Source organism: Streptomyces sp. NPDC036813 (assembly GCF_055609245.1).
Map to the genome: position 1 here is coordinate 681,223 of NZ_JBVJPV010000002.1, position 26,977 is coordinate 708,199.

A 26,977-nucleotide genomic window follows, 5' to 3' on the forward strand; every position below is an offset into this window, starting at 1 on the left:
CCAGGCGGCAGTTGTTTCCCGGTCAAAGGGCCTTGGCCGGCCAGTCGAGCAACCGGGCTCCGACGACCGCCGTCTGCAGCGTGTAGCGGTGCGCGGGGTCGGCGGGGTTGGCGCCGGTGAGCTTGAAGATGCGTTCCAGGCGGTAGGTCATGGCCCGCACGCTGAGGGAAAGGCGGCGCGCGGCCTCAGCGGCGACGCAACCGGAGTCGAAGTAGGCCGTGAGTGTGTCGAGGAGCGGCTCGGCACCGCCTCGGGCCGTGGTGAGCGGACCGAGGGTGCCGAGGACGAGGTCGGCCATGGCCTGCCGGTCGCGGGTCAGGACGGGGTAGACCAGCAGGTCGGCGGCGCGCAGGACCGGGTCGTCCAGGCCCAGCCGCTCAGCCAGTTCGAGAGCGTTCAGCGCTTCCTCGTACGACTGGACGACCCCGCCGGGGCCGGGCTGCGGGCGGCCGATGGCGACCGTGCCGCCGTCGGTGGCGGCGTGAGCCTGTTTGGCGAAGTAGGGGAGGACCTCCTCCTCGTGCCCGGGGGCGATGCACAGCAGTCGGCCGTCCTTCGTGGTGAGCAGGACGTTGCGGTTGCCGAAGCGGGCCAGCAGCGCCTGTTCCACCCGTCGGGCGACCTGGGTGCCCTCGTCGTAGGCCACCGGGCCTTCCGCGACGGCGACGGCGTGGGCGTGGGAGAGGCGCAGGCCGAAGCGTTCGGCGCGCTCGGCGAGGCGGCCCAGGTCGCTGCGACCGTAGAGCAGGTCGTCGATGAACTCCCGGCGTGCGGCCTCCTCCTGGCGCACGGCGAGGCGCTGGGCGCGTTCGTAGCCCTCGGCGAAGGCGTCCACCGCCTGTTCAACGGCGGCCAGGGCGCTGTCGAGTGAGCCGGGGTCCTGCGGGCGGACGGTGCGTGCCGCGGTCAGGTGAGCGCTGACGAGGGCTCGCAGGCCGTAACCGGCTTCCGCCGCCTGCTCGCCCAGGATCCGCCGGGACTCGATCTCCTCCCGGCTGAGGCGGCGGCCCGTTGCCGAGACCTCGGCCAGGAGGCAGACGTAGCCGTCCAGATACTGCTCGGGAATGCCCCGCCCCGTCACGCCGCCCCCCAGAATCTTGACGAGTCGATGACGTCTTCTTAGCGCGTCACCGGCATGCAGACCCTAATGAACACTGCCGGACAACGGCAATGCGCGGACGCACAGCGGTCGCTCATCATGACTCGCGGGGAGCACTGCGGAGGGTTCCGGTGCCGGACACCGGCAGGTGGCCCGGCACCGGAACCCGCACCGAAGCAGTGCACCCTTCACTGACGCGCGCCTGTCTCGTCGACCGCTTCTGCCTCAAGGAGATCGAACGGCGTGCGGGCCCGCCGCGCGATCTCACCGGCGTCCGGGGCGCTGGTCGGCAGCACCTCCAGCGCGACCGGGCCCGGTGGTCGCACGACCTGCACGGGGCGGCCGTCGCGCAGGTCGTAGGTGGTGCGCAGGACGGCGTGCCGGAGGGTGAGGGCCTCCAGGGCCCGGGCGAGCGCCGGGACGTCGATGGGCTCGTGCCAGCGGGTGAGCAGGTGCACGTTGTAGACGGGTGAGTCGGGGGCCGACTGGTGGATGAACCAGAGGCGTTGCTGCGCGGGCGACAGCGGGGCGAGGTCGGCGGCCCGGGGTACGGGTGTGACAGGGCGCGGTGGCGCCATGGGTGGATCTCCTTGCGGGTCCTGCGGGCAGGCGTACGCGTGCCGCGCACGGCGTACGGGGCCTGCGGCATGGTGTCGGGGCAGGGCTGGGGGCGGACCCGGGCCGCGGGGCGGCTGCCGGGCTCGCTGGACGGCGACGGGGCCTGCGCCCGGTCGGTCGCCGGTGAAGTGACGGCGGCTCGCCGGTCAGGCGCCGGTGGCGACGCCGCCCTCGCGGAGCCGTGCGGCGAGTTCGTCGAGATCGGCGGAGAGCAAGACGTCGACCGGCTCGACCGGGATGCCGAGCCGTTCGCCGATGCGGAAGGCCGCCTGTACGGGGAGGATCGAGTTGCCGCCCAGACCGGTGAAGTCGTCGGCACCCCGTACGGCCGACGGGTCGGGCAGGCCGAGGAGTTGGGCCCATACGGCGGCGATGGCGGCGGTGACGGCATCGGTACCGGTCGCTGGGACGACGGTGGCGGTGGGCGGTGGGCACAGTGGGCGCGGCGAAGGCGGTGGCAGGACGGACGAGGTCGAGGGCACCGGCACAACGGCCGGCGCGTCCAGCAGTGCCGCGGAGACGAGATGCTGGTCACAGCAGTGCACCGGTTCGTCGGCCAGCAGGGCGACCACCTGCTGGTCACCGCGTCGAACGAGGGCACCAAGCCATGCTGGGTCACCTCGTACCCGGCCGTGCAACTCGGCGGGGACGCCGACGGCGCCGTACTGCGGCACTCGAAGAGGAGCAACCCGGGCGGCGACCAGCACATCACGCTGCGGCCCGGAGGCACGGCATACAGCGCGGTGAACCTCTTCGACTACGGCTCGAAGAACCACACGGCGAACTCGTACGCCATCGCGCTGCGTGGCGCGGACGGTCACAACGGCCCCTTCTACTCCGTCGACGTCAAGGGACAGAAGCCGCAGTTCAGCTGGAACGGGGCCGACGTGCTGAACTGGAGCACCAAGAAGCCGTACGACTTCTGACGACCCGCCGGCCAGGTCGTCGCCTGCCCGTCGGCGTGCGATGAGCGACAGGGCGGGGCCCTCGGTCATCGGACCGTGCGGGCCGCCTGCTCGACGATGCGGGTGACGGCCTCGGGGTGGGATACTGATACCGCGTGTGACGCGTCGATGGTCGTCGTGCGGGCATGGGCGCGGGCTGACATGAAGCGCTGGGCAGCCACTGGGATGTTGCGGTCCTCCGTGGTCACCAGCGACCAGGAGGGGATCGTCTTCCAGGCGGCCTGGGTGGACTTCTCCTCCAGAGCGGCGGCAGCGATCGGACGCTGCCCTGCAGCCATGAGCCTGGCCTTGTCTTTCGGCACGTCTGCGGCGAACTGGCTGCGGAACTTCTCCGGCTTGATGTACACGTCCGCGCCCTGTTCACCGTCGGGCAGGACGTACTTGACGGACTCGACGGCTTGGCCGAGGGTGCTGCCGGGGAACTTGTCCGTCAGTCCGATCGAGCTCTCGCCCTCGTCCGGCAGGAACGCGGCGATGTAGACCAGTGCCTTCACTTTGCCCTCGAGGCCCGCGGCGGCCTGGCTGATGACGGTGCCGCCGTAGGAGTGACCGACCAGGACCACGGGCCCGTCGATGTGGTCGAGGACGCTGCGCAGGTAAGCGGCATCGGTCGCCGGACCACGCAGCGGGTTGGCTGCGGACACCACCGGGTAGCCCGCGCGCTGCAGCCGGGTGACGACACCGTCCCAGCTCGCGGCGTCGGCGAACGCTCCGTGTTCCAGCACGATCGTCGGACGTACGGGGTGGTGGGGCGTGGCGTCGGCCGCAGCGGGCAGGGTGACGGCGGCGACGGACAGTCCGACGGCCGCGGTGACACCGAGCAGCGCGGAACTGCTGCCCGGACGGACGAGGCGGGTGTTGCGCATGTGTGAAATCCCTCGTGTTCGATAGATGGTGCTCGACGGACCGAAAGGCGATGCAGCGGGGTACGTCGAGAAACGGGGCCCGGGTCGCTTCGCCGGTACCTGGTTGACGTGCGTCCGTCTGCGTCACGTGAGCAGTGCGGATCGGAGCGCTGGTGGGCGGCAGCCGACAGCGGCCCGGAGAGCGGCTGCCGGGCTGCGGTCCGAAGGTTGGTCCTGAGGCTTCGGCCTCGCCCGTCCACCGGGCGAGAGCGCCGTCGTCCTGCCCTACGAGGGGGCGACCGGGCGGGTTCGTCCGCCGGCGGACTGCTCGTTCGCGGACATGGATGGCGGTGCGGCGTGCCGCGGGCAGCGGCTTCCCGACGTGATCGAGCCTATGGCCGAGGTGGTGCCGTAGCCCTCACTCTTCGTGACGACTGCCGCGTCGCACCGTGGGTGCGCAAGCTGCAACCCGGATGGAGGAGCGAGCTCCCCTCCAGCCGGATGACGGCCGCTCACTCGCGTTCCTGGGCAAGGTTTTCCCGGAACACGGTCCATGGGCGGCGCCAGACCATGAGTGCTGCGAGTGCGACGGTGCCGAGGTGGATGGAGAGCGTTTCCCGGAGCGGGTGGCGACGGCGCGAAAGTTCTTGAGACGGTTGACGGCACGTTCGACGGTGTGCCACAGCGCCGCGCGCGGAGCCTGCGGCTACATCTCAGCCGGTACGCTCCAGGACTTCGTAGACATGCCTGAGGTAGATGTGCGTGCGCTCCGAGCCGAGGAGCCCGTCGCCCACCCGGTTCATCGTGTACGAGAACGTGACGCGCCGGTCGAGGTCCATCATGACGATCGAACCGCCCCGACCGACCCAGAAGCAGATCCTCCCGGTGGGCATGTGCGGCATCGTCCTCGGATCGGTGAGTGCGTAGCCCATGCCCCAGCGGACGGGAACGCCCAGGAACAGGTCGACTCCGTCGGCCTGTACGTCGAACACCTTGTCCACCGTCTCCTCGGAGAGAAGCCGGCGGCCGTTGACCTGGCCGCGCCGCGAGATGACGGAGAGCGCTCGGGCCAGGCCACGTGCGTTGCCGTGTCCGTTGACGGCTCCGAGTTCGGCGGAGCGCCACTGCGGGGTGTCGACGTGCTCGTCACGTGCGGGGCTTCCGAGCAGCGTCCTGGTGAAGATCCCCTCGGGATCAAGACCCGTGGGTATACCGCCTGGCTGCGTGGGGGCCACCAGATCGGCGATACGCGGCCAGTCGGTCTGTCGCGCGCCGATCTGGACATCAGCTTGCGTCGGTTCGGCGATCTCGGTGGCGACGAACTCCGTCAGGGTACGACCACTGGCGCGCCGGACAAGCTCTCCCACCAGTTGCCCTTGGGTCTGCACGTGGTAGCCCGAAGCGGAGCCCGGCTCCCACCAGGGTGCCTGCGCGGCCAGCCGGGCACTCGCGGTAGGCCAGTCGTAGAGATCCTCCATGCAGAAGGGCTGCTCCCAGCCGGAGAGTCCCGAGGTGTGAGCCAGGACGTGACGCACCTCGATGTGCTCCTTTCCCTGGGCGGCGAACTCGGGCCAGTAGTGCGCGACCGGGCGGTGCAGATCCAGCGCGCCCCGGTCGACGAGGATGAGAGCCGCGAGATTGGTGAGGGTTTTCGTGGTCGACCACATACTCACCAGCGTGTCCCGGTGCCACGGAACGGTCCGTGCTTCGTCCGCGTGGCCACCCCACAGATCGACTTCCATGACCCCGTCCACATCGACGGCGATCGACGCCCCCAACTCCTCGCCGGCTTCGAGGTGCGCCTCCAGCACCGCTCGTACCGGTTCGAATCGGTCTGTGCTCGTTCCCTCGACACTCATGCTCTTCTCCACTTCGGACGACAACTGTGCGGCTCTGGCGCCCTGATCAGGCCCGGTTCTCCGCCTGGAACATCCAGCTCTGCTTCTCGAGATCGGCCGTCAGTCCGATGAGGAGATCCTCGGTGACGACATCCACCGGGCCCATCGCGACGATGCGCTCACGCAGCCTTTCGGTCACGGCAGAGAGCGCGTACACCAAGGCCTCGACGGCGTCACTGTCCTTGGTCCAGCCCGGCGGAAAGGCGGGCACGCCACTGGCTCCCGCAACGGTCCCGGCCCGTCCGTCCGGACTGACGCCCAGGGCGGCCGCGCGCTCGGCCACCGTGTCGGCGTGGTTCCGGGCGACGGTGGCGGCCTCGTCGAGCTGGACGTGAACCGAGCGGAAGCGCGGGCCGTACACATTCCAATGTGCCTGCTTGGCCACCAGGGACAGGTCGAGAAGGTCGGCCAGGGTCGCCTGCAGCGCCGCACCCGCGGTCTCGCGGTCGCGCTCGGGCAGAGGGTTGTTGACAACCGGCACAGGAGTGCGGTCCTTTCGTGACAGGCGCCGGCTCTCAGGCGGCGAGGAAGTCGAGCAGGGCGGCGTTGACCTCGGCCGCGTGGGTGAGCAGCAGCCCGTGCGGGGCGCCGTCGATCTCGACGTACCGCGCGTCGGGCAGGCGGCGGCGGAACTCGCGGGCCGTGGCGTCGATCGGCAGGATGCGGTCGGCGGTCCCGTGCAGGATCAGCGATGGCACGTCGATGCGCTCCACGTCGGCCCGGAAGTCCGTCAGCCACGCCGGGACACACGCGTACGCCGCCATGGGCGCCGAGTCGATGGCGGTGGCCCAGTTCGCGCGCAGCGCGGCCTCGCTGAGCCGCGACCCGAGCGTCTCGTCGGTGTTGAAGAAGTCGACGAAGAAGCTCTCGTACCAGGCGTAGCGGTCGGCCTCCGCCTGCTCCGCGATGCCGTCGAAGACGCTCTGCGGCACACCGGTGGGGTTGTCCGGCGTCTGCAACAGGAACGGCTGGAGCGAACCGAGGAACGCCGCCTTCGCCACCCGCTCCGAGCCGTGGACGCCGAGGTAGCGGGCGACCTCGCCCGAGCCCATCGAGAACCCGACGAGAACCACGTCACGCAGGTCCAGCTGGGTCAGTACGGTGTCCAGGTCGGCGGCGAAGGTGTCGTAGTCGTAGCCCGTCATGGTCTTGCTCGACCGGCCGAAGCCACGGCGGTCGTAGGTGATGACGCGGTAGCCGGCCTTGACCAGCGCATCTGTCTGCTTCTCCCACGACTGCCCGTCCAGCGGGTAACCGTGGATCAGGACGACCGGCTGCCCCGACCCGTGGTCCTCGTAGTAGAGATCGATGCCGGTCGAGCCCTCGGAGCCGACGGTGATGGTTCCCATGGTGTGCCTTCCCGCCCGTCCGCCGTGTGCGCACCGGGCATGGCACAAACCTAGGAATCAAGCATGTCGGACCGCGTCCGTCGGACTACGGCTTCGACGTACGTCATGGTGCTGCGTCTTCCGCGTACGTCATGACGCTGAGCCTTCGGGGTACGTCGTCGTGCCGCCGAGCACCGCCGCGAGCTCGCCGCGGGACGTGACCCCCAGTTTGGGGAACATCCGCTGGAGATGGGTGCTCACCGTCCGGGGCGAGACGTACAACCGCTCGCCGATCTCCCGGTTCGTCAGACCCTGCGCGGCGAGCTGGGCGACATGCAGCTCGGTCGAGGTCAGCCGGTCGACGGCGGCCGGATCCTGGCGCGGGGACGACGCGCCCGCGGCGCGCAGCTCCTGCCGTGCCCGCTCCGCCCATGCCGACGCGCCGAGGGCGTCGAAGATCTCGCGTGCGGCCTGCAGTACGACGCGGGACTCCGCGGGCCGCCGGTGACGCCGCAGCCACTCGCCCAGGGCGAGGCGCGCCCGCGCCCCCTCGAACGGCCAGTCCGTGGGCACGGCGTCGAGGGCCGCCCTGTACAGCGGCTCGGCGGCATCCTGCGGGCTCAGCAGGGCCCGGCCCAGTCGCAACCCGCAGAGCAGGGCGGGCGACGACGTCGATTCCCCGAGCGGGGTCAGCTCCCGCACGACGTCGCGTGCCACCCCCGCGGATTCGCTGCGCACCGCCGCCTCGACCAGCTCCGCGACCGCGTAGAAGCGCAGCCAGGAGTGGAAGGCGGGGTCGGCCGGGTCGAAGACGCGGTGCAGGTGGCCGAACGCGTCGCCGTAGCGGCCCTGGCAGAGTGCCGCCTGCCCGCGGGCCATCTGCATGATGGCCAGCACCGGGCGCCCTCCGCTGGGAAGGGCCTTGCGTTCGGCTTCCGCCGCCCATGCCTCTGCCGCCGGGTCCCCGCTGACGGCGGCCAGCTGCGCGCGGATGGCATTCACCATCGCGTGCACAAGAGGCTGACCGGTCTCGCGGGCAAGCGACGCGGCCTCCTCCGCGGCGAGGGAACCAGCGCGCACGTCACCCAGCCGTGCGGCGCTCCCCGCCTGGACGCAGAGGGCGCGGGCCAGCATCGACAGCCTGCCCTGCGCTCGCAGGGCGTCCAGCGACCTCGCCGTGAACCGGCTCGCCAGGGCGGGAGCGCCCACCGTCACGGCGGCGGCCCCCAGGAGCTGGTCCCCCTCCGCGTTCTCCGACGAGCGCTCCAGCTGACCCGCCAGGCCCTCCATGATCCCTTCCCCACGCTCGACCGGCGCCGAGTACGCCCGCAGAGCGACCAGGTCGGCGTTGTCGGCAGGCACGGGCATCCGGTCGGCAGCGGCGGCGACCCGCTCGCGGGCGGCCGGGCCCGGCTCTCCCCAGAAGCACTGCAGGACCGCGCTCCACAGCATGCGCAGCCCCAGTGTCGACTCGCCGCCGGCGGCGATCTCGACCGCCAGCTCGGCCAGCTCGGCGGTCGCGGCGCCCTCGCCCCGCGTCCCCTCGGCCAGAGCGATGCTGACCCAGGCCGCGCGGCCTTGGTCCCGGACCGAAAGGTCCAGTGAGCGCGCCTGGGTCAGCAGATGCGTCGCGACGTCTCCTTGGCCCGACTCCAGTGCGAGCTCCGCCGCCCGGAGCAGCCGGTCCGCCCGCGCGGAGGGGTCCTTCGTCAGCTCCGCCGCCCGCCTCAGCGCGGCAAGAGCTGCGGCGACACCGCCTCGCCGCAGGGCTCTGCCGGCAGTGGAGTCCAGATCCCGTGCCACTCGTTCGTCGAGACCGGCGGTGGCGGCGGCACGGTGCCATGCCTGCCGATCGGGCTGCCCCTGGAGCGCGGCCGCCAGCGCGGCGTGCGCGGCCTGGCGTTCCGCGGCGGTGGCGGCGTGGTGCATCGCCGAGCGGATGAGGGGGTGCCTGAAGGCCGACCCCTGGGCCTCCACCAGGCCCGCGTCGATCGCTGCCTCGAAAGCACCGACGTCGACCGCCGTCCCGAGCATCCGGGTCGCCGCGGTGAGGCATTCGTCCATCGTCCCGTCACCGTTGAGGGCCGAGAGGAGCAGGACCGCACGGGTGTCGGCCGGCAGGCGGGAGACCCGTGCCGTGAACGTCCGCTCCAGCCGCGCGGTCAGCGGCAGCGGACCCGGGTTGAGCGCGTACGCCCCGCCGACCGACTGCAGCGCGACCGGCAGCTCGGTCAGCGCCAGCGGGTTCCCGGCGGCCTCCTCCAACAGCCGCCGTCTGACCTGCTGTCCCAGTCCGGGGGCCGCCGTGTCCAGCACCTCACCCGACACCTCGTCCGTCAGCGGGCCCAGGTGCAGCACAGGCAGGCCGGCACTGCTGAGGCGGTCGTCGAGGCGCCGGGTGACGGCGACCAGGACGAGGGGGTCGGACTCGATCCGCCGCGCCACGAACCCGAGCACATCGAGGCTGGCACGGTCCATCCAGTGGGCGTCCTCGACGACCACCAGCAGTGGCGCCTTCGCCGCCGCGTCCGTCAGCAGGGTCAGCGCGGCCAAGCCGACGAGGTACAGATCGGGTACGGGCTCGTCGACGAGCCCGACGGCCGCGAGCAGCGCGGTGCGCTGACGTCCCGGCAAGTCGTCGATTCCGTCCCGCAGTTGGTGAACCAGCTGGTGCAGGCCGGCACAGGGCAGGTCTTCCTCCGACTGGACCCCCACAGCGGTGATCACACGGGTCCCGCCGCGTGCTGCCGCGACCGCGGCCTCCGCGACCAGCGCCGACTTGCCGATCCCCGGCGCGCCGGTGATCACCGTCGCGCCGCCCGAACCGGCGGCCCCCTGCTCGACCAGGGCAGCCAGTGTGCGACGCTCCGTATCGCGACCCAGTAGCGCCCGCCGATGCATGCCGCACCCCCCGTTTCTCTGTACCTCCCCAGCACCCGACGGCTCCGCGTCCTCGCGGAACCAGGCGACCCGGCGGCATCTCCACTGGCGGGCGACCTGGAAGCCTGGCCCGGATGCCGTTCATGCAATGGTATGCATGTTGCCGAGCGGGAACGACCGCTGTCCGCATCCGCGAAACCGAGCCGCCGCCGGGATCACGGCGGGGCCGATCGGCGCGTGGGCATGCTCCGCGTCCGCGACGACGGCCCTGGTCCTGCACAAGACCGGCGACACCGTGCTCCAGCTCAGCGACATCCACGGGGACGTGGCACTCCAGCTGCCACTGGACGCCACCCAGGCGCTCACCGTGCTGGACACCGACGAGTACGGTGGAGGCTCTCGGTGAACGTGTACATCGAGCCTCTCGGCGTCGCGATCATGCTCGTGGGCATAGCGGTGGGCTGCACCGTCTACAAGCACACGCGCGCGTCCTCCGCTCCGACGAGCCGCGGCGACATCGTCGGCGCAATCGGCTCCGCCGTCGCGGTCATCACCGCCCTGGTCCTGTTGCTCGGAGGGGGTAACAAGCCCACGCCGGAGGGGGGCAGCCCCGCCCACGACACCAGCTCCAGCATGAGGCGGTAGATCACCTTGTCCGGCCGCGCCCGGGAAAGTGCCGGCGCTGTCCAGGGCCCGGCCCGCTCCTGACACTTGCGGGGACGGGCCGGTCAGGCGAGCGGCGGCCAGCCGCGGCAGGTCAGTACGCCCGTCGGGGGCGCGCCCCCGACGGCCGGAGAGCGGCCTGGAGCCGGCGCTGGCGACTCGCTCGGTCGGGAGATCCAGGTCGAGCACGGTGATGCCCGGCAGCGCGGCCAGGTGCTCCGCCGTGCCGGGCCGGGGCCGATCGGCTTCGACAAGCGCGCACGTGGGGGCGTCAGGCTGGACCAGGCAGACGGCGCGGCACTCTTTGTGCTCTTCGTGAAGGGCTTCATGCCGCTGACACCAGGCATTGACCCATGCACGAAGGTCAACCCTGTCGCGCCTCTCTCACGACACGATGCTCATGGTCGATCGAGCGTCCGGAAAAAGGGTCCGCCCCGGCGCCCTGCAAAGAGCCGGAGCGGATGGAAGAGAGCGGCCGGGGCCGGGAGGTCAGTTGGCGGTGAGGAGGCGCAGCCAGGTGGCGGGGCCGGCGATGCCGTCGGCCGTCAGGTGCCGACCGCGCTGGAAGGTGCGTACGGCGGTGGTCGTCGCACGGCCGTAGTGGCCGTCGACGGCGAAGCGGGCCCCATGGCGGCGCAGCTGGGCCTGCAGGGCCTTGACGGAGTCGCCGTGTGCGCCGGAGCGGAGCGTGGGGACGAGGCGCTGCCAGGTGGCGGGGCCGAGGACCCCGTCGGCGGCGAGGCGGTGCTCGCGCTGGAAGGTCTTCACCGCCCGGCCCGTGGCCGGCCCGTACCGCCCGTCGGCCTTGACGTGCAGCAGACGCTGGGCAGTGGCCACGGCGTGCCCCCGCGAGCCGACGCGGAGCGTGGGCCAGGCCCGGCCGGCCCACGGGATCGAGCCGGAGCCGGCGCCCTTGTACGTGATGTCCCAGTGGTTGCTTTCCCGGAGGTACACGACGCTGCCGGCCGCCCACGTGGCGGGGCCGGTCTTGCGGGCGTGCCGCGGGATGTAGCGGTTGACGCAGGGGTCGAGGGCGACGTCCACCTTGTAGCCCTTGCCGTGGGTGTAGGTGCCCGTGGTCTGGTGCGGCGGGATCTCCGCGGCACCGGTGATGGTGATCGCGCAGCGGCCGGCGCGCCTGAAGGCGACGACTCCGTCGACGGTCGTCCTGCGGATGCCCTGGAAGCTGGTGCAGCCGTTCTTGTTCTTGTTCTCGCAGTTGCCGCTGGACCGCCAGGTGATGCCGGCCGCACGGAGCTTGGCCTTGGCCTGTGCCGGGGTGTAGTAGACGGAGGCTGCGGGCGCCGCGGTCGCGGCCGTGGTCCCGGCTGCGGCGCCGAGCACGATGGTCGCGGCGGTCGCGGCGCCCACCGCGAGGCGGCCCCGGCGGGCGGAGGGGGAAGGCGTTCCGGTCATGGTGTGTGCTCCTTGGTTCGTTGTCGGTCGTGCCGGAGTTCGGCGGGTGCGGCGAATGCGGCGGCCGGGTCAGGCGCCGCGCGGGCTGACGTAGCCGGAGATGCGGTGCGAACGCGTCCTCGCCGTGCGGGGGTCGATGTTCTTGCGGAAGCTGACCTTGTTCCGGTAGTTGCCGTCGATCGTGTCGATGCGCCCGTCGGCGTGGACGGCGACGACGACGGCGACGTGGCCGCCGGTCTTCGCGGCGGGCTCCCCCCACACGACGATGTCGCCCGGCTTCGGGTGGGCGCGGTGGAAGAGCCCGTTGCGCTGACCCCACAGGCCGACCTCCCGCGCCACGAGGGTCGTGGGCACGGACGCTGACGGGACCCCGGCCTTGCGCCAGGTCCACGAGGCGAACGCCGCGCACCAGGCCGTACGCGCGCAGTCCTTGAGGTACGTGCGGCAGCCGGACGGCTCCGAGACGCCGATCTGGCCCCGGGCCGTGGCCACGATCCGCTTCCGCAGCGCGGAGACGTCACCGGAGGGGCGGCCGGACGCCGCGCCGGGGGCCGCCAGGAGCGCCGCCCAGGTACGCGGTCCTGCCACGCCGTCGGGGGACAGAGCGTGGGCCCGCTGGGCGGCCCGCACCGCCGAGCCCGTACCCGCGCCGAACACGCCGTCCAGGACGAGCCGGTGGCCTCCCTGGCCGAGCTGGCGCTGAAGCGCCCGGACCGCCCGGCCCTTGCTGCCCGACCGCAGGGTGACGGTGAGGGCCGTCCAGGTACGTGCGCCGACGACGCCGTCCGCAGCCAGCCGGCGGGACTTCTGGAAGTCCTTCACGGCACGAGCGGTCGCCGGCCCGAACACGCCGTCCGCGGGCACCGGATGACCGGCCGCGGCCAGCAGGTCCTGGGCGGTGGCGACGTCCACGCCCCGTGCCCCCTGCCGGAGGGCCGGCCACGAGGCGGCGACGGTGACGGTCCTGGAGGCGGTGACGCCGGGGGACGCCGCGTGGGAGGCGGGTGCAGCGTCCGCGAAGGAGGTGACGGCCGCCGCTGGGGCGAGCAACGCACCGGTGAGCGTGGCGGTCACGACGGCGCGGAAGAAGGCAGGGGGCAGGATCACGGGATTCTCCTCGGGTGTGTCGTCTCCACCGCACGGGACACGGAAAGGCACGTCGTGGCACGGCGAAGCAGCCCGTGAGGGCGGCGGAGGAAGGGATGTGCGGCGGCTCTGTCGGCGACCGCTGATCGAAGATTGCCCCGCTGGGCCGGTGAGCCTCTACTCTGCGCTGGGGGGCCGCCCCATACAGCGCTGATCCACCCTCAATACAGGCCCCTGACCTGCTGTTTCGTGGGCGTGCATGCATAGGGCGACCGAGGAAGGGAACGATGCGGCAACCCGATCAGGTGAATGAAGGTGCCCAGGTGTCCGCGCTGCTGCGGCAGTGGTGGCAGAGCGAGACGCCGGTGCGGAAGCAGGACTCGCTCGTTGCCCAGCTCAAGGCGCGCGGCATCGAGATCACCCAGGCGACCCTTTCGCGCTACCTGGACCCGGCCAAGCCGCAGATCGCCCGTGAGGACGTGGTCCGCGCGCTCCACTCGATCTTCGGGCGCCCGCATGAGGAGCTGGCGGTGGCCCTCGGCCTGTGGGAGACGGCCACCCGCGAGCGCACGGCACAGCAGCGGCTGCGGGCGACGACCCCCGAGCAGCCCGTACCCGCGCAGGACGCCGGCCCTGGAACCACGCCCGCCCGTTCGCCTCGTGGTCTGCTGTACGGCGTCGTGGCGGCCGTCCTCGTCCTCGCCGCAGCCGGCACTCTGTGGCTGGTCAACCCCTGGGAGCGGGAGCACGCCCCGGACTCGCGCAACGGCTCAACGGCCCAGGCCCAGGCCACCGGCGCCGCGGCCCCTCCGGCAGCCCCTCAGCACCCGACGGCCGAGCTCGCTCCCTGCGCGGGCGAGAAGTGCTTCGGCCTGGAGCCCAATCACACCGTGTGCCGCACGGACGCGGTCACCGCCTTCGTCGACACCGACCCCGTGATCGGCGTCGAACTCCGCTACAGCGCGAAGTGCCAGGCGGCCTGGACCAAAATCAGCAACACCACCCAGGGGGACATCGCCCGAATCGGCGACCGGGCGGGCCGCACACGCCAGTACACGCAGATCAGCGGACGAGACGCGCACACGACGATGCTGCCGGCCGCCCGCCCCGAGGACGTGACGGCCTGCGCGGTTCTGGCGACGCGGACGGTCTGCGCCACGATCCCCACCGAAGCCCGCGGCTGAGCCGTCCCCGGGAGCACGCCACTGCCCGCGTCAGCCCGCCGCGCCTCACCCGTACCGCCGCCCCGCGCGATCCGGGTCGGACGCTCACCGCTCCGCGTGACCTCGGCCCGGCCGATCGTCGCGGACGAGGACCGCACCAGTGCAGGTATCGGATCGTGATCCCGGCTGGATGCTCGCCGTGACGGTATGTCAGATGACGGCGAGCCGGTCCACCAGCAGCTCCACCCGCGGCTCGGCGTCCTCGGGCAGCAGGCGGCCCGCGCGCGTCAGGGTCGCGAGGCCGTGCAGGGCCGCCCAGAACACCTCGGTGAACAGCCCCGGTGGGATGCCGTCGCCGGCGACCTCGCCATGAGTCTCCAGTAGCGGGGCGAAGGCGTCCTTCAGTGGCTCGGGGGTGTCCTCCTGCGCGTACTCCAGGCCGCCGTCGAGCTGGAACGGGGCGTCGTAGACCGCCGGGTTGCGCACGGCGAAGTCGAGGTAGGCGCGGGCCAGGGCGGCGACCCGGGCGCGCGGGCCGTCCGCGGCGGAGGTCGCGGCCCGCACCGCGACGGCCAGTTCGGCGGCCCCCTGAAGGGCGACGGCGCCGATGAACTCGCGCTTGCCGCGGAAGTGGCTGTAGAGGACGGGCTGGCTGTATTCGATGCGCTCGGCGAGCCGGCGGGTGGTGACCGCGTCCCAGCCCTGCTGCTCGGCGAGTTCGCGGGCCGTCGCCACGATGAGGCGCTCGCGGTCCGCCCGTTCGCGCTGCTTGCGCTCCTGTACCGACATGCATCGATCCTAGCGTCGCTAGACAATCGAGCGGCAGCAGATCTAGCGTTGCCTCGTCCGCTAGCAACGCTAGATCAAGGGAGGGATCGTCATGCTCAACGCACTCGAGGTCGTCACCACGGTCGTCGTCGGCCTGATGGTGGGGGTGGAGTTCTCCGTCGCCTTCATCATGAACCGGATCCTGGACGCGCTCCCCGAGGACAGCGGCCAGCTCGGCCACGCCCACGGCGGCCGGATGCTCGGCGCCCTGATGCCGTTCTGGTACATCGGCTCGCTCGTCCTCAGCGCGATCTGGGCCGTCGCCGGATGGCACCACCACGGCGCCGGACTCGTCGTCACCGCCGCCGGCCTGCTGATCGTCAGCGTCGTCATGTCGATGCTGCTGCTCGTCCCGATCAACAACCGGAACAGGACCTGGACCCCCGAGAACCGGCCCGCCGACTGGAAGCAGCAGCTGCACCGCTGGGGCCGCTACCACGACGTCCGCGTCGCCGTCATCATCGCCGCCTTCACCCTGCTGGTCGCCGCCCTCGTCTGACACCACCGCCGGCCCGGGGTGGCTGACCGCCGAAACCCCTGGCCTTCACAAGGAGAAGACCATGTCGCTGAAGAAGATCAACACCGCACTGGCCGCCGCCTTCATCCTCTTCATCCTCTGGTTCGGCACGGAGTTCATCTTCAGCCCGGAGACGAGGGCGCCGGGCTTCGGCCTGCCGGGCTGGCCGCCCGGCGACGGCGACGGCTTCCTGATCATCAAGGGAATCCGCGACGTCGTCCTGGCCCTGGTCCTGGGCATCCTCCTGGTGACTGGCCACCGCCGGGCGCTGGGCTGGGCGCTGCTGGTGGAGGCCCTCGCCGCGTACGGCGACATGACCACCGTGCTGGCCCACCACGGCTCGGTGGCCACCGCGCTGGGCGTCCACTGCCTGACCGCGACCCTGATGGTGGTCAACGGCCTGCTGATACTGCGCGAGACCCGCAAGCCCGCAACCGCCCCGGCAGCACCCGCCGCCCAGGGCCTGTTGTGAAAGTGGATCGTCTGTCAGACCCGCCTGGGATGCTCCGAGGATGGGGATGACAGTGCAGCTGACGATCGACTGCTCCGATCCACAGAGAATGGTGACGTTCTGGGCTGAGGCTCTGGGCTACGTGCCTGAGCCTCCGCCGGGCGGGCACGCCACGTGCAGCTCTACGCCGCCGCCATGCAGGACCCCGAGGGCAACGAATTCGACGTCGTCTGAGGGTCGTTACGACGGTGCTGTCGCCAGAGGATTGTCGCGGGCAAGGGCTTGCTCGCCAGCTCTCACTTCTTCTTGCCCCGGTCTTGTCGGGGATCTTGGTGAGCTGGGTTTTGCTGGTCAGGAGCGGTGGGGCCGTGCGCCTGCTCGTCGTCGTTGGTCGTCTTTGGTTGCTGTCGAGCGGCCTCGGACGGCCCAGCCTCAGCGTACTCAACTGACGGCCGATACCTTCAATGCCCTGCCTGAACCTCAGCCGACGACAGTCAGCCACGACGGCGGGCGCACCGACCGACCACGCACGCGTATGCCTCGCTGTACCCCATTGCCCTCAGCCACGCTGCCAATGTCGTCGACCGGAGCAAGCCGCAAATTGCCAGAGCGATGCCAGGCGGCTCAGGCTCGGATATCTATACGTACGGTGTTGCTCCAGAGAAACCCGGTCTTGTCGTTGGGATTGGACCGCCCATCCGTTGCAGAGATCGCGATTGTCGCGAATCCAGCGGAATTGACGACGGCGCCCGTCAGGTCACCTGAGATGACATGATCGATTTCGCGCGTACGGGATGAACTAGTGAATTCACGTCGCGTCTCGATCACAGCATTCGCGTCGACGACCTTGATAGCAACGCCCTGGTTGATGGGCTTGTTGGGTGGTGGCAGGTCTGGCACGAAACCGCTTCCGGTCACGTGGAACCTTGCGTCGATAATCGATCCGTTGAAGGTCACTTCAATGTGTGGAGGCTGCGGTGCAGGCTGTTCCAGGGTATCCAGCTTCCTTATGAGTGCACTCACGTGAACAGGCGCTGGCAAGCCAAGCTTGCGCGTCAAGTCCCGGGTACTTCCGGGAGAATGCGTAGGCAGTGCTCCCCGCTGTCGGGCACTTTCGATGGCCGTCCGCAGTCTAGGCATGGCCTTCGCTCCTCCTTGTCGTTACAGGCGTCTCGTCGCCGTCCGGCGCGAGGGGGTTGGGAACGAACCCGCAGTTCGCCGAATAGGCGAAGTCGTGGACAGGGTGCCGCGAGCCGTAGGGCCGGTTGATGGTCGGCTCCACCGACCGGCCCACGAAGCCCCGGGCCAACCGCAGCGACGCGGAACCCGCGTTGGCTCGGGTGCTCGGTGGAATGGTCATTGTCTTTGGGACCGGATCCCCACAGAACACATTCCTATCGTCGCCCCGCAGCACTCGAGCGTGGCATTACCGCGGGCTTACAAGGACGCGAATAAGCCCGCGCCCCTTGTCGAGTGGCGTCAATGCCTTGCCGATGACGGTACCGAAGGCTCGATCGTGCTCGCTCACTCGCCGACTGTGCCCAACTGTCGACGACGTCGTCAGCAAGTCGCCTGGGTGGATAGGAGCCGGATCGGCGTCGGCGAGACACCACACCTTCCCCATGAGTGCTACGTTGACGCTGCCGACATGACGATCGAGGACGAGGGCTGGTTTCACGCCGCCGGCGCCCGAGACGATGCCAGCGACTGCGGTGTCGTATTCGCGGCTGCACCGTCGCACATCCCCGTCAGGACCGAGCACTACCACGCAGCCGGCAGCGATGTCGCCATCGTCCGCCGTGAGTGCTTCTGCGTAGTCGGCACCATCGAGAATCAGGTCGTCTCCGGCGGTGATCTCGATATCACCCTGGACTTGAACCTTTCCGACGAACTGAGCCGCGAATGCGCCGCCAATTCCGACGACCCCTGTGCCGTTGGTGCTGGTCCCCCGTACGCCGGCCTCGTGTTCGCTCTGCCCGACGACGCCCGGGCCGCTGCCGCTGCTTATGCCGAATATGCCGGCTGCTTGCGGGCCGTTGCTGTCATTGCTGCCGACGACGCCGCCGTGATTGGGTGAATGGCCCACACCTCGGACTCCCTCGCCCTGTGCACTCTCCCCGAAAACACCTTGCCCAGCGCTAAGGTTGCCACCGACGACGGCGCCGTGATTGGGCGAATGCCCCATACCTCGGACTCCCTCGCCCTGTATGCTCTCCCCGAAAACGCCTTGCCCAGCGCTCTCGTTGGTACCGACGACGCCGCCGTGATCGGACGAATGCGCCGTACCCCGGACTCCCTCGCCCTGTGCGCTATCCCCGAAAACTGCGGGACTTGAGTCTGAGGATGTCCCGATCAATGCAGTCACTTTCATTCCTCACTTTCGGGTGGTATAGGTGGACGCGCAGTCCAATGCTCTACCCGTGCCTACCTCCAGGCGCTTCCCATATTTCCACCGACTGTTGGGATCGCCTGATGGATCTGGAGGTACGCCATCTAGATCCTTTGAATTGGGCACAGTTCGGTCGGTCGGGGTTGGCGCAGGTACCAGCCTTAACCTTTCCAGAACCGGCGAAGATCACAACGATTCCGGCGGTTACGGGGAAGAGGTCGACGTCGCTGACCACGCTCTCGATGTCAGGTGTTGCCTGAACTTGACGTGCGGCGATGGAGTCTGGTCGACCTTCAATGTGGCCGGGAGTACTTCGAGCCCCGACGTAACAAGTCAACCGTAGTTTTCGGCACTTGAGCTCGCAACTGGGAGGCTTGTAGGAAGGCTCGACAATTGAACGGCGTTCCGGCTGCCTTGATCGTGGGGGGTAGCTCAAGGGCGAACAGTATTGACCTTGACGACGACACGAACGGCAGTCTGACGAAGATCGGAGGTCGGCGTAGCGACTTTGGCCTGGAGCTGCTTTGGCGCGGGTGATCAAGGCCCCGTAAGCTTCCGGCGCGTCGGGCAGTCTGTTGACCTGCCCGTTAAAGCACGACGTTGGGGCCATGATCTTCGAGGCTCGCGCCAAAGTGGCTGGCTGACCTTGTCATTTACGTCCAGCATCGAACGCGACTCGAACTTGATCAGCGTTTTCGCAGTCCAGCGGACATGAAGGCGGCCTCCGTCTGATCCTGTGCCCCGTCACAGAGGCAGAGGAACCAGCACGAAGGCCGTGGTCGTGAGTTTGGGGCATCAGGACGTCCTGCGGGATGCGTTCGCGGAAGTGTCACGCTTCCGGATGGAGTTGTACGGGGTGTCTGACCGCCCGGGGCGACGCGCTGTTCGAGCTGTGCGACGCGCTGCTGTGTACGGATGGGCCGGTGCGGACGCTGGTCGATCTGGCACTCGCGCCGGAGCACCGCCGCGGGCACGGGGCCCTGTACGGCGGTCTCAGCCAGGGCCGGATCGACGTGGCTCGGCTGCGTCGCGCGCTGGGCTCGATGCCGTTGCCGAGGGCGGCGGACGGTCGGATCGTGCTGGCTGCGGACGTCTCGCCATGGCTGCGGCCGGACGCAAACACTTGCCCTGACGGACGTCGCCGCGGTGACCACGGTCCGCCTCCGCGAGGTCGTCGAGCGGCTCGTCGCGGCCGGCCAGTGGAAGCCAGGCGACCCGGAGGTCCTGGTGGTTCTGGATGCCGGATATGACGCACCACGCATCGCTCACCTGCTGGGCGACTTGCCCGTCGAGATCCTCGGCCGGCTCCGTTCCGACCGCGTGATGCGTCGACCGACACCGCCGCGGGTCTACGACCCCAAGGGCGGCCGACCGCCCAAGCACGGCGGTGAGTTCGTCTTCGGCGATCCCACTACCTGGGGCACCGAGCAGGCCATGACGGTCACGGACACCCGTCTCTACGGGAAGGCGACCGCGCAGGCGTGGGACCGGCTGCACCCGACGCGGCGGGCGGCCTGGATCGAGTACGACGGACCGCTGCCCATCATCGAGGGCACCGTCATCCGCCTGGTCGTGGAGAAGCTGCCCTCCGGCGGGGTGAACAAGCCGGTCTGGCTGTGGTGGTCGGGCACCGGTGCCAGCACTGCGGACGTCGACCGCTGCTGGCAGTCCTTCCTCAGACGTTTCGACTTGGAACACACGTTTCGCCTGTTCAAGCAGACACTCGGGTGGACCAAGCCCCGGCTTCGCAGCTCGGAAGCGGCCGACCGGTGGACATGTGGTGATCGCCGCCTATGCCCAACTCCGGTCGCCCGACCGCTGGCCACCGACCTCCGGCGCCCCTGGGAGAAGCCGGCTCCGCCGAACAGACTCACTCCCGCCCGCGTCCGGCGCGGGTTCAGGAACCTGCGCACGAAGACCGGCTCCCCGGCCGGCGCACCAAAACCATGCCGACCCGGGCCCGGCCGTCCGCCAGGTTCGAAGAACCGTCTCACGGCCACCCGTCATGACGTGGGCAGAGTCCTCGCCACCGTCGAGGCATACAGCCGCCCCGCCCACCACAAGAAGGGCACCAAGCCCAGGCGAACCGTCACTGGACTGTCAGATCAAACACCTAAGGGCGCGTTGCTACAGCAGTGACGCCGGACTCTCTCAGCTTGCGGGCCACGCGTTCCATCTCCGGAAGCGTTCCTGAGTAATCACCGTTCACGACGCGGCGCAGCACGGCCTTGGCGCTTGTCAGGTCGATACCGAGCTCAGCCCGCAGCACCCGCATGATGGCGACACCTTTGGTCGCCGGACTGCTCACCTGCAGCCTCGCGGGACCATGCTCGGAGAGCATCTGATCCCGCCGTTCCGCCGGCACGTCGCCACCGCACACGGCTACTGCACATCCACAAGCAGAACACGTTGACTCAACGTCCCACCGCAAGCGGCCATCCACGAGGGCCTGAGTCCCCGAACGCTCCAGCCCTGCACCGCAGTCCTGACACACCGCGGAGTACCTGACAGATTCGGAAACAGCCTGCTCCATCCCCACCCCCAACGGGGACGAGGTTAAACGACAAGCTAACTGCCTGTTCTCTATCCGCTCGCGCGGTCGGACAGGTTCGAACGGGAACCTGGTTCGAGTGAGTTGTGCGGGGTGAGTGTATGAAGGAAGGGCCTCTTGGTAGCTCGCGGCTGTCGAGTCCAGCGAGAAGCAAGAGGCCCTGTTGTCGAAGTGTCGCGTGGTCGTGGTCGCCGAGTCCAGTTCGTTCTCGCGGGTGTGACTGCCTCGCCCACAGGTTCGGGAACGCGGTCGACCGGCCGCAGCGCCGCCCTCGATACGGCTCGGGCATGAGCCATGCCGAGCGGGCCGTGGTTAGGGACCTGCTGCCGGTTCCGGGCTGGCTTTCGGGCCGCGGCGGGCGTCCGGAGGGCTACTGCCACCGGCAGATGATCGACGCAGTGCGCTATCTCGTCGACAACGGCACCGAGTGGCGGGCGATGCCCGCGGACTTCCCGCCCTGGCCGCGCGTCTATGCCTTCTTCGCCCGCTGGCGGGACACGGGACTGGTCACGGAGCCGCACGACCGGCTGCGGGAAGCCGTCCGCGCCGGTGAAGGCCGCAGCGCCGAGCCGAGCGCGGGAGTCGTGAACTCGCAGTCGGTGAAGGCGGACGCCACCGTCACCTTCGGCTCGCGGGGCTTCGACGCGGGCAGGAAGATCAACGGCCGCAAGCGGCACCTGCTCACCGACACGCTCGGACGTCTCCTGGCCGTGCTGGTCACACCGGCGTCCGTGACCGACCGGGACGGCGCCCGGTCCCTTCTGCCAGCGGCGGTCGGCCGCTTCCGGTGGCTGGCGCGGGTCTGCGCCGCCGGCGGCTGCACCGGCCACCTGACCGACTGGACCAGCCAGCATTTGGGGCTCGTCCTCGACATCGTCCGCCGCAGCGAGGATGTCCGCGGGTTCCGCGCGCCCTTTCTCTGGGTCAGCCACCACCGGTTGACCGGCCGCCTCACCGCGGACGGCGAACCTGCACGCCCTCTCCTGGCCGTCCACGCGGCTACCTCTTTGCTGATGGACGCCGAGGCCTGGCAGCGGGACGCCGTGCGCGCGGCTCGCAAGGGCGGCTTCTCCTTGGGACGAGATCGCCGGTCCGCTCATGATGAGCAGGCAGAGCGCACACGAGAAGTTCGCCAAGCATGTGGAAGCGGACGCAGAGGAGACGCCGTCGTGAACGGCCACGGGCTCAGCTTCTGATCCGAGCAACCCCGCGCTGGATGCCCCGGCCCGCGACGGCGGGGCCGGGGCATCAGCAGTCCGGGAGAAGCCCCGTGCACTCAGCGAATGCGCGCAGTGGGTGGTCATGGTCGGCCCGACCATGACCCCAACCATGGGCCTACCCAGGCAGGCCATCGCGTCCGGCGCGGGCGGCCCGGACCGGCGGCCACCGTGCGATCACGTGCCGCCCGGCCACAGGGCCCGGACACACCAATGCGCAGACGGAAGTCGGCCGGGCCGCGACAGATGCCTGCAGCAGTGCGCGATACGGACCTGTGCAGGAGAAGATCAGGAACTCTCGGGCGGACTGCGCAGCCGTTCCAGCGCAACTCGACTGCGCAGGAACCCCAAGCCGGTTGCGCAGCCCGGTTGCGTAAGAGGCCGTTGTCGTACCGATCGCGGGGCTTGTCGATCGAATGGGAGTCTTGCTCGGTGATCGCGGTCGGTGCCGGGCGTGCGAAAGCCCAGTCGGCCTGACGGGCGGTCTTGCCCGTTTTGGCCGGGAACCGCGGCGCTGCTCATTGATCGCCAGCGGGAAGCTGACATGCCGGTACCCGGCTACTTGGGCCCTTCCGTTGCCGTGGCGCTGACGCAGAGGGGGCGGGTGCGGGCCGCGTAGGAGCGGGCGGCCACGATGAGGCCGATACCCAGACCGCCGAATGCCAGGCCACCGAACTCGACAAACCAGGTGATCCCCGAGCTGGTGGTGAACGGCAGGGACGGCTTGATCTTGGGCAGCACACCGGCAGCCATGAGCGGGGCCATGATGATGAGGGCGGCCCCGTACATCGTCAGTGGGATACCGGTCAGCCAGGCCGGGATCAACGGCAGCAGGCGCGGGACCCGTCGTCCGGACAAGAACAGCGTCCAGCGGGGGAACACCTGCCCCCACACGTACAGCAGCCCCAGCAGCAGGAAGATCCCGACCATCGCGGCCAGCACGGTCACATCGATCCCCGCCGACGCGGTTGCCTTCGCTGGCCCCGACGCGCCGACGCTCGTCGTCCTCTGCCAGTCATCACCCGCGACGCCGAGCGCGTGGCCACCCAGCGTCCAGATGGTCTTGGCTCCCGCCCACGGCAGGAGTCCGCACATGAGCAAGTACACCGCGACGCGGGTCCGCCTGGGGGCTCGGGAGGCGGCTGGGTGGACAAGCGGGCCGTCGCTGGCGCCGGAGTGTGGCCGCCCGCACCGCGGGCAGCCGCCGCGCAGCCGTCGGCGGTACGACAAACCTACGAGGAGCAGGAAGGCGGCACCGGCCGTGTTCAACAGCACCTGGGCCAGCCCGGTGGCGCTCTCGACCCCCGAGAGCGTCACAATCGTCACGAAATAGATCGGCAGCCCGTTCATTCCCACGACGAACACCGGGAGCGCCACGATCAGTGCCGTCGCCACCGCAACTCGGCCGAGCCTGGCGAGAGTTCGGGTGCTGGCCAGGCAGGCGCCGCCGGCCAGGAGTGCGAGGGCCGCCAGGAAAAGCTGGACCCCCGGCGCGTACGCCGAGTGCTCCTTCCATTGCACGGCGGTGCCCGTCGCCGCCCAGGTGACCTCGACAGCGGCGTACAACACGCCCCACAATGCAGCGACTATGGGCGCCCACACAGGCCAGCGCCGCCACCACAACATCCGCCCGGGGCTTGCGGTCGGCGGCTTAGGAACGCCACCTGCCTTCGAGTTCGCAGGAACAACCACCGTGACCCCCGTATATCCGGATTGCCGACGCTCCAAGATTCCGCGTCACCCGCACTGATCACATCCATCCCACGGATCATCCGGCTTCCCCCGCGCGGGGGAAGCCGGATCGTGAGTGTCAGCCCGGCCGGAGGATTACGGTGCGGTGCGCCGACCATTGTCGCAACGATCAGGTCGCTTGCCGATCGGGCGGGAGTCTCGATCGGGTGATGACGGGCAATGGGCGCATAGAGGCAGGGTCTCCTGCACAGTTCGGGGATTGTCGAAGTCCTACCGAGCAGCAGAGAGGCCCTGTTGTCCCAGTCTGTCGCGCTCGTGCCTGTTGCGTCCAACTGCCGCTTGTCGTCGTGTGATTGTCTCGCTCACGTATACGGGAATGCGGTCGACCATGGTGTGCGCGTTCGACGGTATCCGTCGGACATGACCGATGCCGAGTGGGTCCAGGTCCGCATCGCGCTGCCCACGCCTTGGTGGTTGGAGGGCAGGGGCGGGCAGCCGGAGGCGTATTGCCACCGGGCGATGTTGGACGCGGTCCGCTACCTGGTCGACAACGGAATCAAGTGGCGGGCGATGCCCGCGGACTTTCCGCCGTGGGACCGGGTATACGCGTTCTTCCGCCGCTGGCGCGACCTGGGCCTGGTCAAGGAGTTCCACGACCGGCTGCGCGTCAAGGTCCGCGCCCGGGCGGGCCGGGACGCCGAGCCCAGCGCGGGCGTGATCGACTCGCAGTCGGTCAAGGCGGACGCCGTCGTCGGCGCCGACAGCCGCGGCTTCGACGGTGGCAAGCTGATCAACGGGCGCAAGCGGCACGTCGTCGCCCAACAAGATGGCATGGGTGTGGAGTTCAGCGTGTGCTCGTGATGGTGGCGTCGGCTGCCTGTCGCGGTTCGTCAGTGTTCGCGGTGCGGTCGGCGACGATCCGGGAGGGCCCGGTGGCGCCGCGCAGCGCGAGGGCGACCAGCGGCAGCAGGGTGAGGGCGGCGAAGACGGCGCCGACCAGGGCCGGCCCGGTCAAACCGAGCGAGGAGTCCAGGGCGCGGCCCGCAGCGAGGGAGCCGGCGGCGATGCCGGTGTTGTAGCCGGAGGTGGTCAGCGCCGAGGTGAGGGTGGGGGCGTCGCCGGCGAAGCGGACGGCGAGGGAGGTGACGACCGGATTGACGGTGAACCCGGCCAGGGCCATGCCGAAGACCAGGATCACGGCGGCCACCGGACTGCTGGATGCGGGAATCAGTGCCAGCAGGATGAGGGAGGTGACTGCCGCAGCGGTGATCGTCGTGACCATCGGGCGGTGGTCCCCAAGCCGACCGCCGATCGCGGTGCCGCCCAGCGCGCCGATACCGAAGGCGATCAGCACGAGCGGTACGGCGCCGGCCGGGATGCCCGCCCGGTCGGTCAGCAGCGGCGCGATGTACGTGTACGTCGCCAGGACCCCACCCATGATCAGCACGGCCGCGCCGAGCGCCAGCCACAGCCGTCCCTGGCGAAGGGCCCGGACCTCGGCGCGCACGGAGACTTCGGCCCGCTGCTCGTTACGGGGGATGAACCGGCCGACGAATGCCGCGGCGAGCGCGGCGAGGATGGCGAGCGCCCAGAAGGGGCCGCGCCAGCCGGTGTAGTGGCCGACGAACGAGCCGATCGGCACGCCGACGACGTTGGCCAGGGTGAGGCCGCCCATCATGACGCCGACCGCCCGGGTGGACCGGGCCGGGCCCGCTGCGGTGGTGACGATGACGAAGCCGACGGCCCAGAACGCGCCGGTGGCCAGGGCGGTCACCACGCGGGCGATGAGCACGATGGCGAAGGAGGCGCTGAGTGCGGCGACCGCGTGGCCGAGGGCGAAGACGGCGAGGGCGCCGATGAGGGTGTGGCGCGGGGGCAGGCGCAGGGTGGCCATGGCCATCGTGGGCCCGCCGACGATCATCCCGAGGGCGAACGCGGTGATCAGCAGGCCGGCGTGGGACACGCTCACGTTCAGGTCGGCGGCCATCTCGGGCAGCAGTCCGGCGATGACGAACTCGGTGGTGCCCATCAGGAACGTGCCGACGGCGAGCACCCAGACGACGAAGGGCAGCTTGCCGGGGGCGGACCCGGTGGCGGAGGGCATGCGAAAACTTCTTCCCGTACGAGGAGAGCGGCTGGGGGAGGTCAGGAGGCGGCCTCAATGGTGATCCGGTCGGCCCCGGACAGCAGATCGGCGTCGGCGTCGATGTGGCCGAGGACTAGCAGGTCCTGGGAGGCGGAGGGGCCGTCCTTGTAGAAGATGGCGAGGTTGCCCCACGGGGCGTAATAGGTGAGGTCCCCGGTCTTCGGCGCCTGCGGTTCGGGCGCGTTCTCGGTGGTCAGCTTCCTGGGCGGGTCGGCGATCCGCTCGGTGCCGTGGAAGTCCTCCAGGTCCAGGGTGAGCGGGAGCAGGGAGGCGAGGTCACGGGCGGCGGGGCTGTCGTTCAGGGTCGCCTCGGCCTTCTGCCCGTCGATGGTGACGCGGATGTCCATCGGGGTGCTCCTGTCTGATCCGGTCGGGCTCGCCGAAGCCGGTGTGGAGGCCGGGGCGGACGACGAGACTGAGGTGGTGGGGGCCTGCTCGGCGGTCGAGTCGTCGGAGCAGGCGGTCGCGGCTAGCAACAGCACGCCGACGGTGGCGGTGGTGGTCAGGGCCCGGCGGAGGGTGAACGTCACGGGGTGCCGTCCTGCGGGTCGGGCATGGGCTCGGCGTAGTGCCTGAAGCCGTCACGGTCCGCGTGCAGGCCGTACAGCAGCTCGACCAGCTTCTCGGGGCTGGAGGTCGCGGAGTGGGGGCTGATCGCCCCGGGCACGATGAGCTGCGCGACGTGAATGTTCTCCGGCGCGAGGGCGGTGTGGAGCATCTGCGCGTACGCGCTCTCGCCGGCGAACGCGATGGAGGTGCCGGCCACGGTGCCCTTCGGGCGCACAGCGCTGCCGCCGTTGACGAACAGCAGGCTGCCCCGGCCCAACGCGCGCATGCCGGGCAGGACCGTGTTCACGCAGGTCACCGGGGCCTTCACGGAGAACGCCAGCGGGGCGTCCAGGTCGGCTGCGGTGGTCTGCAGGACCGGCTTCATGAAGTCGGCCCGCGGTGCGGGGCTGTACTGCAGGATCTCGATGGGCCCCAGGTCCTTGGCCGCCGCGTGCAGGGCGTCGGTCAGCGTGTCGGGGTCAAGGACGTCCGCGGTGTAGCCGCGGACCTGGATTCCGTCGCCGTCGAGCGCGGCCACCAGATCATCGAGATGCCCCCGGTCGCGGGCCAGGAGTGCGACGGCGTGGCCCGCCTTGCCGAAGCGGCGGGCGGCGGCCAGGCCCAGGCCGGGGCCGGCGCCGATGAGAGCGAAGGTGGTCACGGTGGTGGTCCTCCT

The 26,977-nt window shown here is 70.2% G+C and carries 26 protein-coding genes and 2 pseudogenes; 12 read left to right on the forward strand and 16 right to left on the reverse strand.

All coding sequences use genetic code 11. The annotated features are described in order from the left end of the window. Nucleotides 1–22: 22 nt before the first annotated feature. From ACZ67Q_RS07160 to ACZ67Q_RS07170, 3 genes are all read right to left on the reverse strand, one after another. Nucleotides 23–1,081 carry a PucR family transcriptional regulator gene (locus tag ACZ67Q_RS07160; protein WP_471177489.1) on the reverse strand — a complete coding sequence of 353 codons (1,059 nt, stop codon included), beginning with the start codon at nt 1,079–1,081 and terminating at the stop codon, nt 23–25. 206 nt (nt 1,082–1,287) lie between these two features. Beyond that, on the reverse strand, nt 1,288–1,677 hold the full coding sequence (locus ACZ67Q_RS07165; RefSeq protein ID WP_471177492.1) for a condensation domain-containing protein: 390 nt from the start codon (nt 1,675–1,677) through the stop codon (nt 1,288–1,290). Nucleotides 1,678–1,863: 186 nt separating this feature from the next. Next, on the reverse strand, nt 1,864–2,199 hold the full coding sequence (locus ACZ67Q_RS07170; RefSeq protein WP_471177494.1) for a phosphopantetheine-binding protein: 336 nt from the start codon (nt 2,197–2,199) through the stop codon (nt 1,864–1,866). A 42-nt stretch (nt 2,200–2,241) separates the two neighbouring features. Between ACZ67Q_RS07170 and ACZ67Q_RS07175 the strand changes: the two genes are divergently transcribed. Next, the gene (locus ACZ67Q_RS07175; protein ID WP_471177497.1) at nt 2,242–2,643 is read left to right on the forward strand and encodes a DUF4232 domain-containing protein; all 402 of its coding nucleotides are present in this window, start codon (nt 2,242–2,244) and stop codon (nt 2,641–2,643) included. A gap of 65 nt (nt 2,644–2,708) precedes the next feature. Here ACZ67Q_RS07175 and ACZ67Q_RS07180 read toward each other — a convergent pair whose 3' ends face one another. The 5 genes from ACZ67Q_RS07180 to ACZ67Q_RS07200 all read right to left on the reverse strand — a co-directional run bounded on the left by ACZ67Q_RS07180 (nt 2,709) and on the right by ACZ67Q_RS07200 (nt 9,654). After that, nucleotides 2,709–3,548, reverse strand: coding sequence for an alpha/beta fold hydrolase (locus ACZ67Q_RS07180; protein ID WP_471177499.1), 840 nt, complete (start codon nt 3,546–3,548; stop codon nt 2,709–2,711). A 692-nt stretch (nt 3,549–4,240) separates the two neighbouring features. Beyond that, complete coding sequence (locus ACZ67Q_RS07185; protein WP_471177501.1) at nt 4,241–5,386, reverse strand: serine hydrolase domain-containing protein; 1,146 nt, start codon at nt 5,384–5,386, stop codon at nt 4,241–4,243. Nucleotides 5,387–5,432: 46 nt separating this feature from the next. Continuing rightward, nucleotides 5,433–5,906 carry a Dps family protein gene (locus ACZ67Q_RS07190; protein ID WP_471177503.1) on the reverse strand — a complete coding sequence of 158 codons (474 nt, stop codon included), beginning with the start codon at nt 5,904–5,906 and terminating at the stop codon, nt 5,433–5,435. Nucleotides 5,907–5,940: 34 nt separating this feature from the next. Further along, on the reverse strand, nt 5,941–6,774 hold the full coding sequence (locus ACZ67Q_RS07195; RefSeq protein WP_142146804.1) for an alpha/beta fold hydrolase: 834 nt from the start codon (nt 6,772–6,774) through the stop codon (nt 5,941–5,943). 129 nt (nt 6,775–6,903) lie between these two features. Next, nucleotides 6,904–9,654, reverse strand: coding sequence for an AAA family ATPase (locus tag ACZ67Q_RS07200; protein WP_471177506.1), 2,751 nt, complete (start codon nt 9,652–9,654; stop codon nt 6,904–6,906). A gap of 136 nt (nt 9,655–9,790) precedes the next feature. Here ACZ67Q_RS07200 and ACZ67Q_RS07205 point away from each other — a divergent pair, with 136 nt between their 5' ends. Together ACZ67Q_RS07205 and ACZ67Q_RS07210 are read left to right on the forward strand one after the other, a co-directional pair. Next, complete coding sequence (locus tag ACZ67Q_RS07205) at nt 9,791–10,039, forward strand: hypothetical protein (protein ID WP_471177773.1); 249 nt, start codon at nt 9,791–9,793, stop codon at nt 10,037–10,039. Continuing rightward, nucleotides 10,036–10,278, forward strand: coding sequence for a hypothetical protein (locus ACZ67Q_RS07210; RefSeq protein WP_471177508.1), 243 nt, complete (start codon nt 10,036–10,038; stop codon nt 10,276–10,278). The genes ACZ67Q_RS07205 and ACZ67Q_RS07210 overlap by 4 nt, the downstream gene beginning before the upstream one ends. Nucleotides 10,279–10,785: 507 nt before the next feature. Here ACZ67Q_RS07210 and ACZ67Q_RS07215 read toward each other — a convergent pair. Together ACZ67Q_RS07215 and ACZ67Q_RS07220 are read right to left on the reverse strand one after the other, a co-directional pair. After that, entirely contained in the window at nt 10,786–11,712 is a 927-nt protein-coding gene (locus tag ACZ67Q_RS07215; RefSeq protein ID WP_471177510.1) for a peptidoglycan-binding domain-containing protein, read from the reverse strand. A 69-nt stretch (nt 11,713–11,781) separates the two neighbouring features. Beyond that, nucleotides 11,782–12,819, reverse strand: coding sequence for an NlpC/P60 family protein (locus tag ACZ67Q_RS07220; RefSeq protein ID WP_471177512.1), 1,038 nt, complete (start codon nt 12,817–12,819; stop codon nt 11,782–11,784). Nucleotides 12,820–13,085: 266 nt separating this feature from the next. Here ACZ67Q_RS07220 and ACZ67Q_RS07225 point away from each other — a divergent pair, with 266 nt between their 5' ends. After that, nucleotides 13,086–13,982, forward strand: a complete 897-nt coding sequence (locus tag ACZ67Q_RS07225; RefSeq protein WP_471177515.1) for a DUF2690 domain-containing protein — start codon at nt 13,086–13,088, stop codon at nt 13,980–13,982. A gap of 189 nt (nt 13,983–14,171) precedes the next feature. On the opposite strand, the gene ACZ67Q_RS07230 is transcribed toward ACZ67Q_RS07225, so the two are convergent. Further along, nucleotides 14,172–14,750, reverse strand: coding sequence for a TetR/AcrR family transcriptional regulator (locus ACZ67Q_RS07230; RefSeq protein WP_471177517.1), 579 nt, complete (start codon nt 14,748–14,750; stop codon nt 14,172–14,174). Between the two features lie 91 nt (nt 14,751–14,841). Here ACZ67Q_RS07230 and ACZ67Q_RS07235 point away from each other — a divergent pair, with 91 nt between their 5' ends. From ACZ67Q_RS07235 to ACZ67Q_RS07245, 3 genes and pseudogenes are all read left to right on the forward strand, one after another. Continuing rightward, nucleotides 14,842–15,288 carry an anthrone oxygenase family protein gene (locus ACZ67Q_RS07235; RefSeq protein ID WP_471177519.1) on the forward strand — a complete coding sequence of 149 codons (447 nt, stop codon included), beginning with the start codon at nt 14,842–14,844 and terminating at the stop codon, nt 15,286–15,288. Between the two features lie 61 nt (nt 15,289–15,349). Continuing rightward, a complete protein-coding gene (locus ACZ67Q_RS07240; protein ID WP_471177522.1) occupies nt 15,350–15,778 on the forward strand; it encodes a DUF4267 domain-containing protein in 429 nt (142 codons plus the stop codon). Nucleotides 15,779–15,818: 40 nt separating this feature from the next. Further along, a pseudogene (locus tag ACZ67Q_RS07245) lies at nt 15,819–15,932 on the forward strand (VOC family protein); the annotation flags it as partial. 449 nt (nt 15,933–16,381) lie between these two features. On the opposite strand, the gene ACZ67Q_RS07250 reads toward ACZ67Q_RS07245, so the two are convergent. After that, nucleotides 16,382–16,780 carry a hypothetical protein gene (locus ACZ67Q_RS07250; protein ID WP_471177775.1) on the reverse strand — a complete coding sequence of 133 codons (399 nt, stop codon included), beginning with the start codon at nt 16,778–16,780 and terminating at the stop codon, nt 16,382–16,384. Between the two features lie 625 nt (nt 16,781–17,405). On the opposite strand from ACZ67Q_RS07250, the gene ACZ67Q_RS07255 reads away from it, so the two are divergent. From ACZ67Q_RS07255 to ACZ67Q_RS07270, 4 genes and pseudogenes are all read left to right on the forward strand, one after another. After that, complete coding sequence (locus tag ACZ67Q_RS07255) at nt 17,406–17,834, forward strand: hypothetical protein (RefSeq protein ID WP_471177525.1); 429 nt, start codon at nt 17,406–17,408, stop codon at nt 17,832–17,834. A gap of 1,124 nt (nt 17,835–18,958) precedes the next feature. Next, nucleotides 18,959–19,103, forward strand: a pseudogene (locus ACZ67Q_RS07260) (hypothetical protein); the annotation flags it as partial. After that, nucleotides 19,062–20,285 carry a transposase gene (locus tag ACZ67Q_RS07265; protein WP_471177527.1) on the forward strand — a complete coding sequence of 408 codons (1,224 nt, stop codon included), beginning with the start codon at nt 19,062–19,064 and terminating at the stop codon, nt 20,283–20,285. The pseudogene ACZ67Q_RS07260 and the gene ACZ67Q_RS07265, both read left to right, overlap by 42 nt. Nucleotides 20,286–20,984: 699 nt before the next feature. Beyond that, nucleotides 20,985–21,893, forward strand: a complete 909-nt coding sequence (locus ACZ67Q_RS07270; protein ID WP_471177530.1) for a transposase — start codon at nt 20,985–20,987, stop codon at nt 21,891–21,893. Nucleotides 21,894–22,472: 579 nt separating this feature from the next. Here ACZ67Q_RS07270 and ACZ67Q_RS07275 read toward each other — a convergent pair. Then, complete coding sequence (locus tag ACZ67Q_RS07275; protein ID WP_471177532.1) at nt 22,473–23,483, reverse strand: hypothetical protein; 1,011 nt, start codon at nt 23,481–23,483, stop codon at nt 22,473–22,475. A 543-nt stretch (nt 23,484–24,026) separates the two neighbouring features. Here ACZ67Q_RS07275 and ACZ67Q_RS07280 point away from each other — a divergent pair. Continuing rightward, a complete protein-coding gene (locus ACZ67Q_RS07280; RefSeq protein ID WP_471177535.1) occupies nt 24,027–24,467 on the forward strand; it encodes a transposase in 441 nt (146 codons plus the stop codon). Here ACZ67Q_RS07280 and ACZ67Q_RS07285 read toward each other — a convergent pair. Genes ACZ67Q_RS07285 through ACZ67Q_RS07295 form a run of 3 tightly spaced genes read right to left on the reverse strand, consistent with a single transcriptional unit; the run spans nt 24,451 to nt 26,962 of the window. Further along, nucleotides 24,451–25,710: an MFS transporter gene (locus tag ACZ67Q_RS07285; RefSeq protein WP_471177538.1), complete on the reverse strand. Its 1,260-nt coding sequence runs from the start codon at nt 25,708–25,710 to the stop codon at nt 24,451–24,453. The two genes, ACZ67Q_RS07280 and ACZ67Q_RS07285, sit on opposite strands and share 17 nt — an antisense overlap. Before the next feature lie 41 nt (nt 25,711–25,751). Further along, nucleotides 25,752–26,282 (reverse strand): cyclophilin-like fold protein, encoded by a 531-nt coding sequence (locus tag ACZ67Q_RS07290; RefSeq protein ID WP_471177541.1) that lies wholly within the window; start codon nt 26,280–26,282, stop codon nt 25,752–25,754. Further along, entirely contained in the window at nt 26,279–26,962 is a 684-nt protein-coding gene (locus ACZ67Q_RS07295) for an SDR family NAD(P)-dependent oxidoreductase (RefSeq protein WP_471177544.1), read from the reverse strand. Before ACZ67Q_RS07295 ends, ACZ67Q_RS07290 begins: the two co-directional genes overlap by 4 nt. Between the last annotated feature and the right edge of the window lie 15 nt (nt 26,963–26,977).